This window comes from Massilia glaciei (assembly GCF_003011895.2).
Classification (GTDB): Bacteria; Pseudomonadota; Gammaproteobacteria; order Burkholderiales; family Burkholderiaceae_D; genus Telluria_A; species Telluria_A glaciei.
Map to the genome: position 1 here is coordinate 1 of NZ_PXWF02000297.1, position 15,363 is coordinate 15,363.

Genomic DNA, 15,363 nt, shown 5'->3' on the forward strand with positions numbered 1-15,363 from the left:
GATCGCTTTTGAATTGAGAACTGCTAATGCAGACCTTTGAATTTACGCCAATCAAGCGCAGCGATTTCGCGCTGGTGTTCCGGTGGCTGTCCGCGCCGCACGTCGCGCGCTGGTGGCACGACGACGCCTCGCCCGAGCGGGCCGGTTTCACGCGGGTCGCCGGCGGCGAGCTCGAGCCCGACAACCCCGCCGACAGCCGGCAACACCACATCTATGCCGCCGGGCCCGTCTTTGGCTTGGCGTAAGGTTGGCGCCGATATAATCGCTTGCATGCACATCCTGATCATAGAAGACGACCTCGACCTTGGCTTCGCGCTGCAGCAATCGCTCAAGGCCGAGGGCATCAGCAGCGAGTGGCTGCGCCGGCTGGCCGACGCGCCGCGGGTGGCGGCCGACCTGGCCTACGACTGCGCGCTGCTCGACATTTCGCTGCCGGACGGCTCGGGGCTCGAGCTGCTGGCGCGCTGGCGCCGCGCCGGCGTGACGCTGCCGGTCATCATGATCACGGCCCGCTCCGCGCTCGACGACCGCCTGGCCGGCCTCGACGGCGGGGCCGACGACTTCATCATCAAACCGTTCGCCACGGCCGAACTGGTGTCGCGCCTGCGGGCAGTGCTGCGCCGCTACGCGCAGCAGGCGAGCGGGATGTGGAACATCGGCGACTTGCAGATCGAGCCGCGCGGCTACAAGGTGCGCCTCGGCGGCGTGGCGCTCGAGCTGTCGCCGCGCGAGTTCCACCTGATGCTCGAACTGGCGCGCGAACCCGGCGTGGTCGTGCTCAAGGGCGTGCTGGCGCAGCGGCTCGAGCCGCTCGGCGAGGCGCTCGACTTCAGCGCGCTCGAAGTGCATGTCTCTAACCTGCGCCGCAAGATCGGCGCGCAGCGCATCCGCACCGTGCGCGGCGTCGGCTATATGCTGGCCGTATGAAGCTGCTCGAGCGCATCCTCAAACCGGTCGTCCGCCGCACGCTCGCGCGCCGCGTGATCATGACCTTGTTGGCGTCGTTCGCGGTGGTCTGGGTCGTGCTGGTCGCGTTCTATTATGCGCAAGAGACCGGGCAGGCCAATCTCGACGCCCAGCAGCGCAACCGCGGCGAGACCGTGGCCCTGGCGCTGGCGCAAATCGACAACGTCGAGCAGGCACGCACGGCCATGGCGCTGTATGCGGCGTTTTTCAACGCCAATTTGAAGCGCAACAACTTTCCCGGGACCTTTTTGCTGCAACTCGAGGACCGGCAGGGCAAGCGCCTGTATATGTCGCCCGGGGGGGGCGCGGCCAGCTTGCACGGCGTCGTCGGCGAACTCATCGACGTGAACGCCAACGGCCCGCGCTACCGCGTTTTCCGCGGCGACACCGCGCGCTGGACGGTGCTGGTCGGCGAACCCAGGCTCGACCCCACGCGCCTGCTCGAGCGCCTGTTCACCAACCTGGGCGTGTCGATTCTGATCTCGTTCCCGTTTGTGTTGCTGCCGACCTGGTTCGCGGTGTCGCGCGGCCTGCGCCCGCTGCGCCAATTGTCGGGCACCATCGAGGCGCGCGGTCCCGACGACCTCGCCTCCCTGGGAATCGACCCCAAGTACGAGGAACTGACGCCCGTCACCGCCGCGCTCGACCGCTTGTTCGCCCAGTTGCGCACCAAGATGGCGCGCGAGCACGCCTTCGTGCAGGATGCGGCGCATGAGTTGCGCACGCCGATGGCGGTGATCGCGGCCCAGGGCCACGTGCTGGCGCTGGCCGACGGCCTTGAGGAGCGGCGCGCGGCGGGCCAGCGGCTCGAGCTCGCCATTGCCCGCGCCTCCCACCTGATCCAGCAATTGCTCGACCTCGCCCACATCGACGCCCCGAGCGGCGCGGCGGGCGGCGCCGCGCGCGACGCCGCCCAATTGGTGCGCCAGGAGATGGCGAGCGCCACGCCGGCGGCGATGGCGCGCGTGATCGAACTCTCGCTCGAGGCACCGGACGTGTTGACGCACACGCTAGAAGCGCATGCCTTCGCGTCGATCGTGCAAAACCTGCTCACCAACGCCGTGCGCCACGGCAAGCAGGGCGGGCAGGTCGCGGTCGAATTGTTCAAGCACGAGGGCGTGCTGAACCTGACCGTGGCCGACGACGGGCCCGGCATCGCCGAGGCCGAACGCGCCCTTGTGTTCGAACGCTTCTACCGCGTGGCGGGCAACGACGCGCAGGGATCGGGTCTTGGGCTGGCGATCGTGGCGCAGGCGGTGGCGCGCTTGAACGGCTCGGTGCGCCTCGAGGCAGGACCCGGGGGGCGCGGCTGCAAATTCATCGTCAGGCTGCCCGACAAGTAGCAAGCGCGTGGCGCGCCACGCATCACCTTCATCACTATTTTCGGCGTTGTTCGCACGTCTTGGGACGCCATCGCCCGTCATTTTGCAAAACTTACTTACCTCACTGGAGAATCATCATGAAATGGATGCGCCGTGTATTAATCGCCGCCTTGGCCCTGGTGTTCGTGCTTGCCGGCGTGCTGTACTTTTCCGCTTTGCGCACCGAGAACCGGGTTGGCTTCCAGGGCGTCGAGGCGAAGGATAAGAACGGGCGCGCTTTCACCGTCGTCGTCTGGTACCCGACCACGGCGCGCACCTGGCCGGCATTTTTTGGTCCGATGCTGATGGACGTGGCGCGCAACGCACCGGTTGCCGGCCGCGCCTTGCCGCTCGTGGTGATCTCGCACGGCAACGGCGGCGGGCCGTTGGGCCACGCCGACCTGGCGATGGCGCTCGCCAACGCCGGCTACGTGGTCGCCGCGCCGATGCATATCGGCGACAACGTCGCGGACCAAAGCGCGGTCGGCACGGCCTCGTTCATCAGCGGACGCAACCAGCAACTGCGCGCGACCGTCGACCATATGCTCGAAAACTGGCAAGGGCGCGGCCTGATCGACCAGCGCCGCATCGGCGCGTTTGGATTCTCGATGGGCGGCTTCACCGTGTTGAATGCGGTCGGCGCCCGGCCCGACCTGCGCCGCATCGCCACGCACTGCGCCGCGGCGCCGGAATTCGCCTGCGAGGTGCTCGGCCACTTCAAGTCGCCACTATTAAAGGCCGATATGCCGGTTATCGGCGAGGCGCTGGTGCCGGACCCGCGCATCAAGGCCGCGGTGGTGGCCGCGCCCGGATTCGGTTTTGCCATGGCGCCGGACGGACTGGCCGATGTCAGCGTGCCGGTCCAGTTGTGGTCCGCCGATAAAGATGAAGGGGTGCCGTATGCGACCAATGCCAAGATCGTGCGCGACGCGCTGGGCGCCAAAGTTGAGTTCCATTCGGTTCCCGGCGCCAGCCACTTTTCGTTTCTCGCGCCGTGCAGTTTATTGATGCCGCCGCTTCCGATGTGCAAGGATCCAGGGGAGTTCGACCGGAAGGCCTTCCATGCCACCATGAACGCCAGTGTGGTCGCATTTTTCCACACCAACATGAAGCCCTCAGGCGCCGCCGGGAAATAAGCTTGTCCCGCAGCCATGGTGTGGGGGAGGGCAACGCAAGCCGCCGGTTGTACTGATCCTGTTTGTAGTGGATAATCCCTGCCCATGAACGATACCTCCACACTCCCCCCATTGCCCGACCGTCTGTCCATCGACCCGCGGAGCCCTCACCACGTCCCTGCCGTGTTCGAACACGATGTAGGCATCAAATTGAACGACAAAGAACGCATGGACGTCGAGGAGTACTGCATCAGCGAAGGCTGGATCAAAGTACCCGCCGGCAAAGCCGTTGATCGCAAGGGCAATCCGATGCTGATCAAGTTAAAGGGCAAGATCGACGTATTTTACAAATAAGAGAAGAAAGGCCGGTTCCGGTCTTGCACTAATTTCAAGAAAATGGCCAGCCTCGAACAGAGCGCTGGCCTTTTTTTGGCCAGGCCGGCCAGCCAAAAACGCAACCGGCCGGGTCAGCCAAGTTTGTTGTCGGCGATATGATAATGGGGATCTTCGAACTCGTTCACCTCCACCATCGCCTTGGCGTTGTCGAGCACTTCGAGGCAGTCGGGGCTCAAGTGCCGCAAGTGCAGCACTTTGCCCGCTTGTTGATAGCGCATGGCCAGGGCGTCGATCGCCTCGATCGCGGAATGGTCAACGACTTTGGCCTTGCCGAACTCGATGACCACATGTTGCGGGTCGTCTTTTGGCGAGAACAATTCTGCGAAATTTGCCGCCGAGGCGAAGAACAGCGTGCCCTCCAATTCGTACACTTTCCAGCCGGCGTCGTCGATGCGGGTCCGGACCGTGATTTGCTTGGCATGCTGCCAGGCGAACACGAGCGCGGCGAAAACGACCCCGCACAGCACCGCGATCGCCAGGTCGGTCAGGACGGTGATAACGGTCACGCCGATGACGATGATGGCATCCTGGCGCGGAATCTTGCGCAACGCTTGCAGGCTGCTCCACTCGAATGTTTTCTCGGCCACCACGAACATCAGGCCGATCAGCGCGGCGACCGGGATCATTTCGATCCAGCGCGACAGGAACAGGATGAAGCCCAGCAGGAAAAGTGCGGCCACAACGCCGGACAGGCGGTGGCGCGCGCCGTTGTTAATGTTGATCATGCTTTGACCAATCATCGCGCAGCCGCCCATGGTGGCGAAAAACCCCGCGACCACGTTGGCCGCGCCCTGCGCCAGCGATTCCTTGTTGGGGCGGCCGCGGGTATTGGTGATTTCATCAATCAGGTTCAGCGTCAACAGCGACTCGATAAGGCCGATGGCGGCAAGAATCAGGGAGTATGGCGCGATGATGTAGAACGTCGCGAGCGTGAACGGGACCTGCGGAATATGGAACAGCGGCAGGCCGCCGGCGATCGAGCCCATGTCGCCCACGGTCTTGGTTTCGATGCCGGCGCCGGCGACAATCCCGGCCACGATCAGAATCGCGGCCAGCGCCGACGGGACTGCGGTGGTGAGCTTGGGAAGCAGGTAGATGATCGCCATGGTCACGGCAATGAGCGCACCCATGACCAGCCACTGCCCGCCGTCCATCCAGACGCCGGCTGTCTTGAAATGGCCAAACTGGGCAAGGAAAATCACGATGGCCAGCCCGTTTACGAAGCCCAGCATGACCGAAAATGGCACCATGCGGATGAATTTGCCCAATCTCAGGGCGCCAAACAACAACTGGAACACACCCATCAGCACGACACTGGCAAACAGATATTCCACACCGTGTTGCACCACCAGGCTCACCATCACCACCGCAAGCGCGCCGGTGGCGCCGGAAATCATGCCGGGACGCCCGCCGAACAAGGCGGTGATGAGGCAAATGAAGAAGGCTGCGTACAAGCCCGTCAGAGGGCTGACATGGGCGATCAGGGCGAAGGCGATCGCCTCCGGCACCAAGGCCAGTGCGACGGTAAGACCGCTCAAGAAGTCAGTCTTGATGGCAAGAGCATTAAGATTTTTGGACAAAACGAATCTCCGGGAACGCGCGTGTACGAACGGCCATCAACAGGCGGCAAAAGGCACTGCGGCAATAGTAGGGGCGAGCAGAGGCGCTCAAAGGTGCAATACGGGGAACGGCGGCGCGCGGAGAACTACATCGGTGATGTCTCGATCAACTGCTGGAGGCTCACATTGTCGTACAAAATGAATTCTTTGTCAGCAACCCGTTGCTTCCGCCTCATTAAAATGCGAACGCAGGCCCCGCCGCGCCCACGCCCCGCCGCGCCCACGCCCCACATGTAGGATCTTTACTTGCGCACGCTTTCAACCGCGTGCAACTCGGCTGCCCGGTCGACCGACTGGTCGGCCTCCGCAAATCCCGCGCTGGTCGGAATTTTCAATTCGAGATGGCTGACGCTGGCGACCTGGACCACCCCTTTGAGCAACGACATCGACAACACGTGGCCGCCACCCTTGCGGTCGCGCGCGAGGTAATGCCAGTGGTAGCCGGGCACATTGAAGCCTTTGCTGAAACCCGGGCTGCGGAACGCCACCAGCGTGCCCGTCTGGGCGGGCAGATTGAACACCGACTGCGTCTTGCTCACTTCGGCCAGCGGCTTATAGGGTTTGTCCTGCGGCGAAATGGCGCGCGTCGTCAGTTCCCCGAACTGGCCGTCGAAGCGGATCGCATAGAACAGATTCTTGTTGGTCAGTTTCGTGTCCAGCCAGGCCTCGAGCGCCGCCATCGTCAGCGGGGCGTCGACGCGAAGGCGGGTCCCGGCCTTGAAGTGCGTGACGGTGGCGAACGGGGTTTTCTCGTTCGGCTTGGCGACGACCACGGTGCCGTCCGATTTCGCCTTGTATGCCACGCCGTCGACAAGCACCATCTCACCATCGATGCGATTGAAGGTGCCGATGCCGAAGTTCCCTTTTTTTCGCAATGCCGCGATCGTCAGGTCGCCTTCATACGCCCCCGCCAACAGGGCATCGATGGTGGCGTATTGGTAAAGCGTGGATTTGGGCGCTTGCGCAAATGCGCTGCAACCCAGTAGAAGCAAGGAGGCGGCGAGCGCGTTTTTCTTCATCCATTTCTCCGGCATTGATAGAATAATTTTGGCCAACTTCCAGCGTGGTTACAACTGCGCGATCAGCTCTTTCATCTTGAGTTTTGAGCCCATCTTGTGTTTGTGCTGTTTCAGCGTCTCAAGGATGAAGCGCAGTTCGTCGTCGCCTGGGCGTAAGGGACGAATGGCATCGGCCACCTGCGGGATGATTTTCTTTTGCATAAAGCGGCCGCCACTTCTGTATAGCTGGAAGCAAATGAAAAGGGCGACCACTGCGATAGCGCCGATCATGATTTCACCTTCATAGTCAGGTGCAATTAACCGTGCGGTGTCGGGAACGAACATCAGCAGTACGATCGAGCTGACAATCGAAAGAATGGTGACCAGATCGAACCGGATACTCTCGTAGTGCCTCTCGACTTTGGGTGACAGCGCCAGAAAGGCATCAAACAACACAGCCTGCCTTTCCTGCGCGGTCAGTTGTCCAGGTGTGTGGAGTACTTTGAGTTCCAAGCTGAGGCGGGTGGCCACCACCTCGTTCAAGTCCGGATACGTGTTCTCCAGCAGAACGTCGAGCGGCGCAGGCGTGGGATGAAACCCGGAATACACGTCGACATCCGTTTCGCTAACCGTTTTGCAAGTGGCGCAGGTGCGTCGATGGTAGCGCAGCGCGCCTTCGGTAAAGGTGAAGTAGTAGAGATGGAAGGCCAGTCCGACGCGGTCGATCTTGTGTGCGTCGATACCGCGGCAGTTAAGGCAAAAGTCCGCGACGTAACCTTTTTTTCGATAAACTTTCCTCTGTCCCCAAATCAACATTCAGGCTCCATCTTTTTTATTAATTGAAGTAAGCGGTTTTTTTGCTGCGGCCTTTGACGCTTCATTATGCGGGATATTTATTCACAAAAAGATAACAGGCAAAAAAAATCCCCCCAGAGCAAGCACATGGGGGGATGGTCGCGGCGGCGCGTGGTGTTACGCTGCGGCCGCTTCTTCCTTCGCCGGCAGCGCGATCTGGTTGTCGACGCTGAGCAGGTAGTCGTTGAAGACGTGCTCGGCCGACAGCATCTGGTAGCTGCCGTCCTCGCGCCTGTGGGTGGTGTCCTTGAGACGGTAGGTGTAGTGGCCGCAGGTCCAGCAATTGAAGTTGCGCATGTGCGTGCACAGGCAGGTCTTGTCCATCACCACGACGTTCTTCGCGTCGGGATTGGCCAGCACCTCGCGGTTGTAGGCATTGATGTACGAGCAGTTGCCGGTGGCGTCGAGCAGGTAGCCGTAGGACTCGCAGCCCGGGCGGATGCCCGAGCCGATCGCCGGCGTGCTCTTGAGCATGCGCATTGGATAGCCGGTCGGCGAGACGCCGTTGACGATGATGTCGTCCTCGGTCGCGCGCACGTATTCCTGCTTGACCTTTTCGGGCAGGCCGCACTCGTGGGTCATCGTGAAGCGGGTCGCGACCTGCACCCCGGAGGCGCCCTTTTCGAGGAAGGACACGGCGTCGGAACCGGTGAAGATGCCGCCGGCGGCGATCAGGGGAATGTCGAGGTTCTCGGCCTTGAGGAAGGCGTGGATCTCGTCCATGATGGTGTGCAGGTCGTAGTCGGCCCAGTCCATGCCGAAGCCGAGGTGGCCGCCCGCGAGCGGGCCTTCGACGATGACGTAATCGGGCAGGCGGTCGAGGCGTGAAATCTTGCGCAGGAACAATTGCAGCGCGCGCACGGAGGACACGATGATGCCCAGTTTGGCTTCGCGGAAGCGCGGATGGTCGGCGATCAGCGCGAACGAGCCCAGGTGCAGTCCGGCCGACATGGTGATGCCGTCGATGCCGGCGTCGAGCGCGGCCACGAGGCGCGTGCGCAGGGTTTCCTTCGGCGAATTCATGGTCAGCTTTTCCATGCAGTTCACGAAGATCAGGCCGGGGCCGCTCTTGGCCTCCATGGTCTTGCCGACGTGCAGGGCGGTCGCCTCGGCCAGGCGCGCCAGGTCGAACTGGACCACGGCCTTGTCCATGTTGTTGATGTTGAACTTGTAGGTCTTGGTCTTTTCCTTGACGAAGCTCGTGTCGAACTTGCGGTCGGAGACGTCCTGCACCATCGCGTCGGAAATGTGGCCGATGCCGCCCAGGCGCGCCGCTTCGAGGGCCAGTTCCGAGGTCGAGATGTCGACACCCATGCCACCGATCATGATGGGCACATATTGCTTGTCGCCCAGACGCAGGCGGAAATCATCAACACGTTTCATTGCTATCCTTAGACTACGGCGTTTCACGGATGCGCTAGCATGGCCGGCGGCGGTCGCTCTTGCGCATCCTCAATTCTACACGCATGCCCGCGCCGGTTAATGCCGGGACCGGCGCGCGCGGCTGGGATCAGTCGCGGAAGTTGTTAAATTCCAAGGGCATGTCGGGCACGTCCTTGCGCAGCATGGCCATGGCCGCCTGCAGGTCGTCGCGCTTGGCGCCGGTCACGCGCACGGACTCGCCCTGGATGCTCGCCTGCACCTTCATCTTGCTGTCCTTGATCACGCGGGTGATTTTTTTCGCGTCCTCGGTCTCGATGCCGTTCTTGATCTTGATGACCTGCTTGACCTTGTCGCCGCCGATCTTCTCGATCTTGCCGAGGTCGAGGAAACGCACGTCGACCTTGCGTTTGGATAATTTATTGGTCAGCACGTCGCGCACCTGCTCGAGCTGGAATTCGGCGTCCGCGAACGCGGTCAGCTCGACATCCTTCTGCTCGACCTTGGCGGAACTGCCCTTGAAGTCGAAGCGGCCGATGATTTCCTTGTTGGTTTGCTCGACGGCATTCTTTACTTCGACCATGTCTGCTTCTGAGACGACATCAAATGACGGCATAATAGAGTCCTTTATGTTGCAAATTGTTGAATGCCGATATTTTAACGGACATTGGCGCGGCGCCGCGCCAAAACCCTCGAAATACATGAATTAGTAGCCTTATTCAACAAAAAACTGGTAGCCAATGCACCCAAACCTCGCGATCACCCCCGATTATTCCCTGCGGCAACTCAACACCTTCGGCATCGACGCCCGTGCGCGCGCCTACTTGAAGGTCGTGTCGACGGCCGACCTGGGCGCCGTGCTGGCCGACCCCGTACTGGCCGCGATGCCGCGCCTGGTGCTTGGCGGCGGCAGCAATCTACTGTTCACGGGCGACTTCGACGGCTTGGTGTTGCATATGTGCATGCAGGGCCGCGGCATCGCCGGCGCCACCGACAGCCACACGCTGGTGCGCGCCGCGGCCGGCGAAAACTGGCACGGGCTGGTCCAGTGGACGCTCGCGCAGGGGCTCGGCGGACTCGAAAACCTGTCGCTGATCCCCGGCACGGTGGGGGCGGCCCCGATACAAAATATTGGTGCGTACGGCACCGAAATCAAGGACGTTTTCCACAGCCTGACGGTGTTCGACATGGCGACCGGCGAAACGCGCGCGATGGACGCGGCGGCCTGCCGCTTCGGCTACCGCGACAGCGTCTTCAAGCAGTCCGGCGGCGCCGGGCTCGTCATCGTCGATGTCACGTTCGCGCTGCCCAGGGCGTGGCGGGCCAATCTGCGCTACGCCGAACTGGCGCAGGCGCTCGATCAGGCCGGCGTGCGCGATCCGGACCCGCAACAGGTGGGCGACATGGTGGTGGCGATCAGGCGCCGCAAGCTGCCCGACCCGGCCGTGATCGGCAACGCGGGCAGCTTTTTTAAGAATCCGCTGGTCACCGGCGAGCATTGCGCGCGACTGCTGGCGGCGTTCCCGGCGCTGGTGCACCACGCACAGGGCGACGGCGGCGAGAAGCTCGCGGCCGGCTGGCTGATCGACCAGTGCGGCTGGAAGGGCAGGCGCATGGGCCAGGCGGGCGTCTATGAAAAGCAGGCGCTGGTGCTGGTCAACCATGGCGGCGCGCGCGGCGCGGACGTGCTCGCGCTGGCGCGCGCGATCCAGGCCGACGTGGCCGAACGCTACGGCGTCGCGCTCGAGACCGAACCGGTGTTCGTCTGATTTACGCGGCGCCCAGCGCCGCCATCAGCCGAAGTGGCAGACGTAGTCGACCTGGTCGACGGTCTCGATCTCAAACGAGGAGTTGGCCGCCACTTCGAACTGCTGGCCGTCTTCGTAGGCTTTCCATTCGGTCTCGTTGGCCAGGCGCACGCGGCACAGGCCGCTGACGATCTCCATGGTTTCCGGACGGCCCGTGTTGAACGTCAGCGAGGACGGGAAGATCACGCCGACGGTCTTCTGGCTGCCGTCGGCCAGCAGCAGCGTGTGCGAGATGCACTTGCCGTCGAAATAGACGTTCGATTTTTTGGTGACGGTGACGTTTTGAATCGTACTCATACAAATCCTTGAAAAGGCGTTAGCGGGAAGGGGGAAGGGCGGGCACGGTTGAGGCCTCCGGCGCGGCCACGACCACGCGGTCGCGCCCGTCCGATTTGGCCGTGTACAGGGCGCGGTCGGCGCGCCGGACCAGCATCTCGGTGCTGCCGCCGGGGCAGGGGATGGCGCTGGCGACGCCGATCGACATCGTCACGATCGGCCCGTGCTTGTTGGCCGGATGCGCGATCGCGAGCGCGCGCAATTGCGACAGGCAGGCCTCGGCGACCATGCGCGCGCCCTCGAGGTCGGTCTCGGGCAGTAAGATGGCGAATTCCTCGCCGCCATAGCGCGCGGCCAGGTCGGCCGGACGCCGCAGCTGCGAGGCGAGCAGGCCGGCCACCTGCCGGATGCACTGGTCGCCGGTCACATGGCCCAGGCTGTCGTTGTAGCTCTTGAAACTGTCGATGTCGCACATCAGCACCGACAGCGGCTTGCCGTCGCGCCGCCCGCGCTGCCATTCGGCGCCGATGGCCTCGTCGAAACGGCGCCGGTTGGCGATCCCGGTCAGGCCGTCGAGCGCGGCCAGGCGGCGCAGTTCGACATTCGCCTCGGCCAGCGCGGCTTGGCTTTCGTGCAGGCGGCGGAAGGCCTCGTCGCGCTGCATGCGGTTGATGTGGCCGGCCGAGTGGTAGCGCAGGCGCGCCAGCAGTTCGACCCGGTCGGGCAGCTTGATGAGGTAGTCGTTGGCGCCCAGGCCGAAGCTGTGGGCCTTCAGTTTCGGGTCGTCCTTGGCCGACAGCACGATCACCGGCACGTGTTCGAGCGTCGGCTCGCTGCGGTACTGGCGCAGCACGCCGAAGCCGTCGACGCCGGGCATGACCAGGTCCTGCAGGATCACGGTGGGCTGGAACTGGTGCGCCTCCTCGAGCGCGAGGGTGGCGTCGGTGAGGCTGTGGAATTCGATGTCGGCCTGGTTCTCGAGCATCCGGCGCACGGCCTCGCACACGATCGGCTGGTCGTCGACGAGCATGACGCGGACCTTGTAGTTGCTTGGCGCGGGTATGCGCGGGACGGGTGGCTTGATAACGGCGGGCATGGCGATCTTTGGTTTGGCTCGTTTTTTGGTTGTTCTTGGTTGTTCTTGGTTGTTCTTGGTTGTTCTTGGCGCGTTCTTGGACCGCTCTTGGAACGATCGTGCGGCCGCGCGGCGGCGTTCGGACGCCGGCCCGTGTTTACGGTCTGGCCCCGATTTTAACCCGCAACGTCTGCCCGATGTTTTCCAAAGGTAAAATCAATTGGGCAGCGCCGAGTTCGGCGGCCGCGCGCGGCATGCCGTAGACGGCGCAACTGGCCTGGTCCTGGGCGATCGTGGTCTTGCCGGCCAGCCGCATCTGGAGCAGGCCGGCGCCGCCGTCGCGGCCCATCCCGGTCAGCAGCACGCCGGTGGCCGGACCGCGCCACAATCGCGCCACGCAATCGAAAAACACGTCGACCGAGGGCCGGTACACATACTCGAGCGGCGCCGCCTCGTAGCGCAGGCTGCCGTGCGCGCCGAGCACGAGGTGGTCGTTGGTCTTGGCCACCTGCACCGCGCCCGGTTCGAGCCGCTCGCCGTGCTCGATCGCGCGCACCGGCATGAGCAGTTGCTCGCCAAGCCACTTGGCGAACTGGGGCGCGAAATTGGCGTCGATGTGCTGCACCACGACGATCGCGGTCCCGGGCGGCGCGACCCAGCCGGCCAGCACCCTGGCGACCGCCGCCGGGCCGCCGGTCGAGGCGCCGATCGCCAGCAGGTGTTTGACCGGGCCGTCGTTGGTGGCCTCGGGCGCGCGTTCGGGCGGCGGCTCGATGCCGCCTACCCGGATCAGTTTGCCGATGGTCTTGATCTTGGCCAGCAGCTGCTCTGGCCCGGCGCCGGGGCCGGCCTGGACCGGGGTGGCGGTGACGTCGAGCGCGCCGGCGCCGAGCGCGCGGAACACCTGGCTCACGTTGTCCTTGGGCTCGCTGGTCACGACCAATATCGCGCACGGCGAGGCGCGCATAATCTGGCGGGTCGCCTCGATGCCGTCGAGCTCCGGCATGTTCAGGTCCATCAGGATCAGGTCGGGCCGCCTCTCGGCGCACATGCGCACCGCCTCGAGGCCGGTGCGCGCGATCCACAGCACCTCGTGTTCGCGGGTGGCGGCGATGATCCGGCGCAGGCTCTCGGCGGCCATGGCGACGTCGTTGGCGATCGCGATCCTCACGGCCGGGCCTCGCCGATCAGGTCGCGCACGGCGTCGAGCAGGGTCTCGTCGTGGAAGCTGCCCTTGGTCAGGTAGTAGTCGGCGCCGGCCGTCATGCCGCGCGCGCGGTCCTCGGCGCGGTCCTTGTACGACACGATCATGACCGGCAGTTTGCGCAGGTCCGGGTCGTGCTTGATCAGGCCGACCAGCTCGATGCCGTCCATGCGCGGCATGTCGACGTCGGTGATGACCAGGTCGTAGCCGCCGGCGCGCACCATGTTCCAGCCGTCGATGCCGTCGATGGCGACCTCGACCTGGTAGCCGCGCCCGAGCAGCAGCTTGCGCTCCATCTCGCGTACCGTGAGCGAATCGTCGACCACCAGCACGCGCCGCGCGCGCCGCTCGGCCCTGCCGTCCTGGCTTAGGTGTTGCAGGACGCCCTCGCCGAGCAGCTTGTCGATCGACAGCAGCAGGTCGGGCACGTCGAGGACCAGCACCGGCGCGCCGTCGTCGAGCAGGGCGGCGGCGGCGATGTCGCGCAGCTTGCCGAAGATCGGGTCGAGCGCCTGCACCGCCAGGCTCTGCTCGCCGCAGATGCGCTCGACCACGAGCGCGTAGCGGCGCGGACCGGAGCCGATCACGACCACCGCCAGCTCGTCGGCGCCGGACTGCTCCTGGCCCAGTTCGAGCACCTGGGCGGCCGAGACCAGCCCCAGATGCTCGCCGCCGAAGTCGCAGAACTGCTTGTCCTCGAGCGTGTGGATGGCGCTTTGGGCCACGCGCAGCACGCGCTCGACCTTGACGATCGGGATCGCGTAGGCCTCGCCCAGCACCTGCACCACCAGCGCGCGCACGATCGATTGCGTCAGCGGCAGCGTGAGCAGGGCGCTGAAGCCGGCGCCAGGGCGCGCCTCGACCCGCACCGTGCCGTTCAACGCGCGCACGGTCGCGTGCACCACGTCGAGTCCGACGCCGCGCCCCGAGATGTGGCTGGCGCTGTCCTTGAGGCTGAACGCGGGCAGGAACAAAAACTCCATCAGCTCGGCCTGCGACAGCGCCGCGGCCATCTGGGCGTTGGCCATTTTGCGCTCGAGCACGCGCGCGCGGATGCGCTCCGGATCGACCCCGCGGCCGTCGTCGCTGATCTCGATGGCGAGCATGCCGGCGCGGTGCCTGGCCTCGAGCCGGATGGTCGCCAGCGGCTCCTTGCCGGCGGCGCGGCGCTGCTCCGGCGTTTCGAGGCCGTGGTCGACGGCGTTGCGCAGCATGTGGTTGAGCGGGGTCTCGATGCGCGCGAGGATGTCGCGGTCGACCAGCGTGTCCTCGCCGGTGATGATCAACTGGGCCTGCTTGCCGAGGCTGCGCGCGAGGTCGCGCACCATGCGCGGGAACGCCTGCACGCCGTCGCGGAAAGGGCGCATGCGCAGCGTCAGCACCTCGGTCACGAGCGCCTGCGACACGCCCAGCTGGCGCCGTTCGTAGGCTTCGATGTCGGCCATGTGTTCGAGCACGAACTGCTTGAGCGGGCGCGTCTTGGCCAGCGCCTGCAGCGAATGCTCGGCCAGGCTGGCGTCGCCGCCGGCCACGATCGCCTCGTGCAGCAGTTCGATCGAGTTGACCAGGCTGGCCTGGTTGCGCTTGAAGCGCTGCAGCGCCTGCACCAGGGGCTGCATCTGGTGCGCGTTGATGCGCGACTCGCTCGCCAGCCCGAGCAGGCGGTCGAAATTCTGCTGCGCCGCCTTGGGCGGCGCGGCGGCGGACGCCGGCGCCGCCTCGGGGTCGGCTTCGGGGCCAAGTTCGGGGCCAAGTTCGGGGCCGGGTTCGGCCGGCGTGGCCGACGGTGGCGGCGGTGGCGGCGGTGGCGGTAGCGGTGGCGGCGCGAGCGGCGGCGCCGATTCGATCGCGGCGATGCCGACGATCGCGGCGAGCGTGTCGCCGATGCGCTGGGTGTTCTTTGCCAGCCAATCGCGCAGCGCGGCGTCGGACAGGGTCGAGAACCGCATGATCAAATCGACCCCGGCCAGCAGCGCGTCGATGCGCGCCGGCGTCAACGCCAGCCGGCCCTGCTGGGCCGCGACGAACGCGTCCTCCATCGCGTGCGCCAGCTGCACCACCACGTGCAGGCCGACGATCGAGGCCGCGCCCTTGATCGAGTGGGCCGCGCGCATCAGGGCGTCGACGGTGCCGCCGTCGCCGGCGCCGGCCTCGAGGTTGAGCAGGCCGCCGGTCAGGATCTGCACCTGCATCTCGGCCTCGAGCCGGAACAGGTCGCGCATCGAGAACTGGCTCAGGTCGGCGTCGTCGCGCAAGACCTCGCGCATCTCGTCGCCCAGGTCGCCGCCGAGGTCATCGTCGCCCATCTCG

General features: G+C 64.8%; 15 protein-coding genes. 6 read left to right on the top strand and 9 right to left on the bottom strand.

What is annotated here, in order from left to right; genetic code table 11:
• The first annotated feature begins 26 nt into the window (after positions 1 to 26).
• From C7C56_RS22615 to C7C56_RS22635, 5 genes are all read left to right on the top strand, one after another.
• Positions 27 to 245 carry an acetyltransferase gene (locus tag C7C56_RS22615; RefSeq protein WP_106759622.1) on the top strand — a complete coding sequence of 73 codons (219 nt, stop codon included), beginning with the start codon at positions 27 to 29 and terminating at the stop codon, positions 243 to 245.
• 25 nt (positions 246 to 270) lie between these two features.
• Positions 271 to 927 (top strand): response regulator, encoded by a 657-nt coding sequence (locus tag C7C56_RS22620; protein WP_106759623.1) that lies wholly within the window; start codon positions 271 to 273, stop codon positions 925 to 927.
• Positions 924 to 2,309 (top strand): ATP-binding protein, encoded by a 1,386-nt coding sequence (locus C7C56_RS22625; protein ID WP_106759624.1) that lies wholly within the window; start codon positions 924 to 926, stop codon positions 2,307 to 2,309. The genes C7C56_RS22620 and C7C56_RS22625 overlap by 4 nt, the downstream gene beginning before the upstream one ends.
• 116 nt (positions 2,310 to 2,425) lie before the next feature.
• The gene (locus C7C56_RS22630) at positions 2,426 to 3,463 is read left to right on the top strand and encodes an alpha/beta hydrolase family protein (protein WP_109246596.1); all 1,038 of its coding nucleotides are present in this window, start codon (positions 2,426 to 2,428) and stop codon (positions 3,461 to 3,463) included.
• Between the two features lie 84 nt (positions 3,464 to 3,547).
• A complete protein-coding gene (locus C7C56_RS22635; RefSeq protein ID WP_106759626.1) occupies positions 3,548 to 3,796 on the top strand; it encodes a DUF3297 family protein in 249 nt (82 codons plus the stop codon).
• Between the two features lie 113 nt (positions 3,797 to 3,909).
• Here the strand turns inward: C7C56_RS22635 and C7C56_RS22640 are convergent, their stop codons facing one another.
• The 5 genes from C7C56_RS22640 to C7C56_RS22660 all read right to left on the bottom strand — a co-directional run bounded on the left by C7C56_RS22640 (position 3,910) and on the right by C7C56_RS22660 (position 9,306).
• A complete protein-coding gene (locus tag C7C56_RS22640; RefSeq protein ID WP_229458935.1) occupies positions 3,910 to 5,376 on the bottom strand; it encodes a SulP family inorganic anion transporter in 1,467 nt (488 codons plus the stop codon).
• A gap of 323 nt (positions 5,377 to 5,699) precedes the next feature.
• Positions 5,700 to 6,476, bottom strand: a complete 777-nt coding sequence (budA, locus tag C7C56_RS22645; RefSeq protein ID WP_181373309.1) for an acetolactate decarboxylase — start codon at positions 6,474 to 6,476, stop codon at positions 5,700 to 5,702.
• Positions 6,477 to 6,524: 48 nt separating this feature from the next.
• Entirely contained in the window at positions 6,525 to 7,271 is a 747-nt protein-coding gene (locus C7C56_RS22650; protein WP_106759629.1) for a hypothetical protein, read from the bottom strand.
• Between the two features lie 156 nt (positions 7,272 to 7,427).
• Positions 7,428 to 8,693, bottom strand: a complete 1,266-nt coding sequence (locus tag C7C56_RS22655) for a nitronate monooxygenase (protein ID WP_106759630.1) — start codon at positions 8,691 to 8,693, stop codon at positions 7,428 to 7,430.
• Positions 8,694 to 8,820: 127 nt separating this feature from the next.
• Positions 8,821 to 9,306, bottom strand: coding sequence for a YajQ family cyclic di-GMP-binding protein (locus C7C56_RS22660; protein ID WP_106759631.1), 486 nt, complete (start codon positions 9,304 to 9,306; stop codon positions 8,821 to 8,823).
• Between the two features lie 124 nt (positions 9,307 to 9,430).
• On the opposite strand from C7C56_RS22660, the gene murB reads away from it, so the two are divergent.
• The gene (gene murB, locus C7C56_RS22665) at positions 9,431 to 10,459 is read left to right on the top strand and encodes a UDP-N-acetylmuramate dehydrogenase (protein ID WP_106759632.1); all 1,029 of its coding nucleotides are present in this window, start codon (positions 9,431 to 9,433) and stop codon (positions 10,457 to 10,459) included.
• Between the two features lie 24 nt (positions 10,460 to 10,483).
• Here the strand turns inward: murB and ppnP are convergent, their stop codons facing one another.
• From ppnP to C7C56_RS22685, 4 genes are all read right to left on the bottom strand, one after another.
• Positions 10,484 to 10,795, bottom strand: a complete 312-nt coding sequence (ppnP, locus tag C7C56_RS22670) for a pyrimidine/purine nucleoside phosphorylase (RefSeq protein WP_106759633.1) — start codon at positions 10,793 to 10,795, stop codon at positions 10,484 to 10,486.
• 19 nt (positions 10,796 to 10,814) lie between these two features.
• A complete protein-coding gene (locus C7C56_RS22675) occupies positions 10,815 to 11,870 on the bottom strand; it encodes a diguanylate cyclase domain-containing protein (protein WP_307719074.1) in 1,056 nt (351 codons plus the stop codon).
• A 136-nt stretch (positions 11,871 to 12,006) separates the two neighbouring features.
• Entirely contained in the window at positions 12,007 to 13,020 is a 1,014-nt protein-coding gene (gene cheB / locus C7C56_RS22680; RefSeq protein WP_106759634.1) for a chemotaxis-specific protein-glutamate methyltransferase CheB, read from the bottom strand.
• The gene (locus C7C56_RS22685) at positions 13,017 to 15,359 is read right to left on the bottom strand and encodes a hybrid sensor histidine kinase/response regulator (protein WP_229458936.1); all 2,343 of its coding nucleotides are present in this window, start codon (positions 15,357 to 15,359) and stop codon (positions 13,017 to 13,019) included. The genes cheB and C7C56_RS22685 overlap by 4 nt, the downstream gene beginning before the upstream one ends.
• Positions 15,360 to 15,363 lie beyond the last annotated feature (4 nt).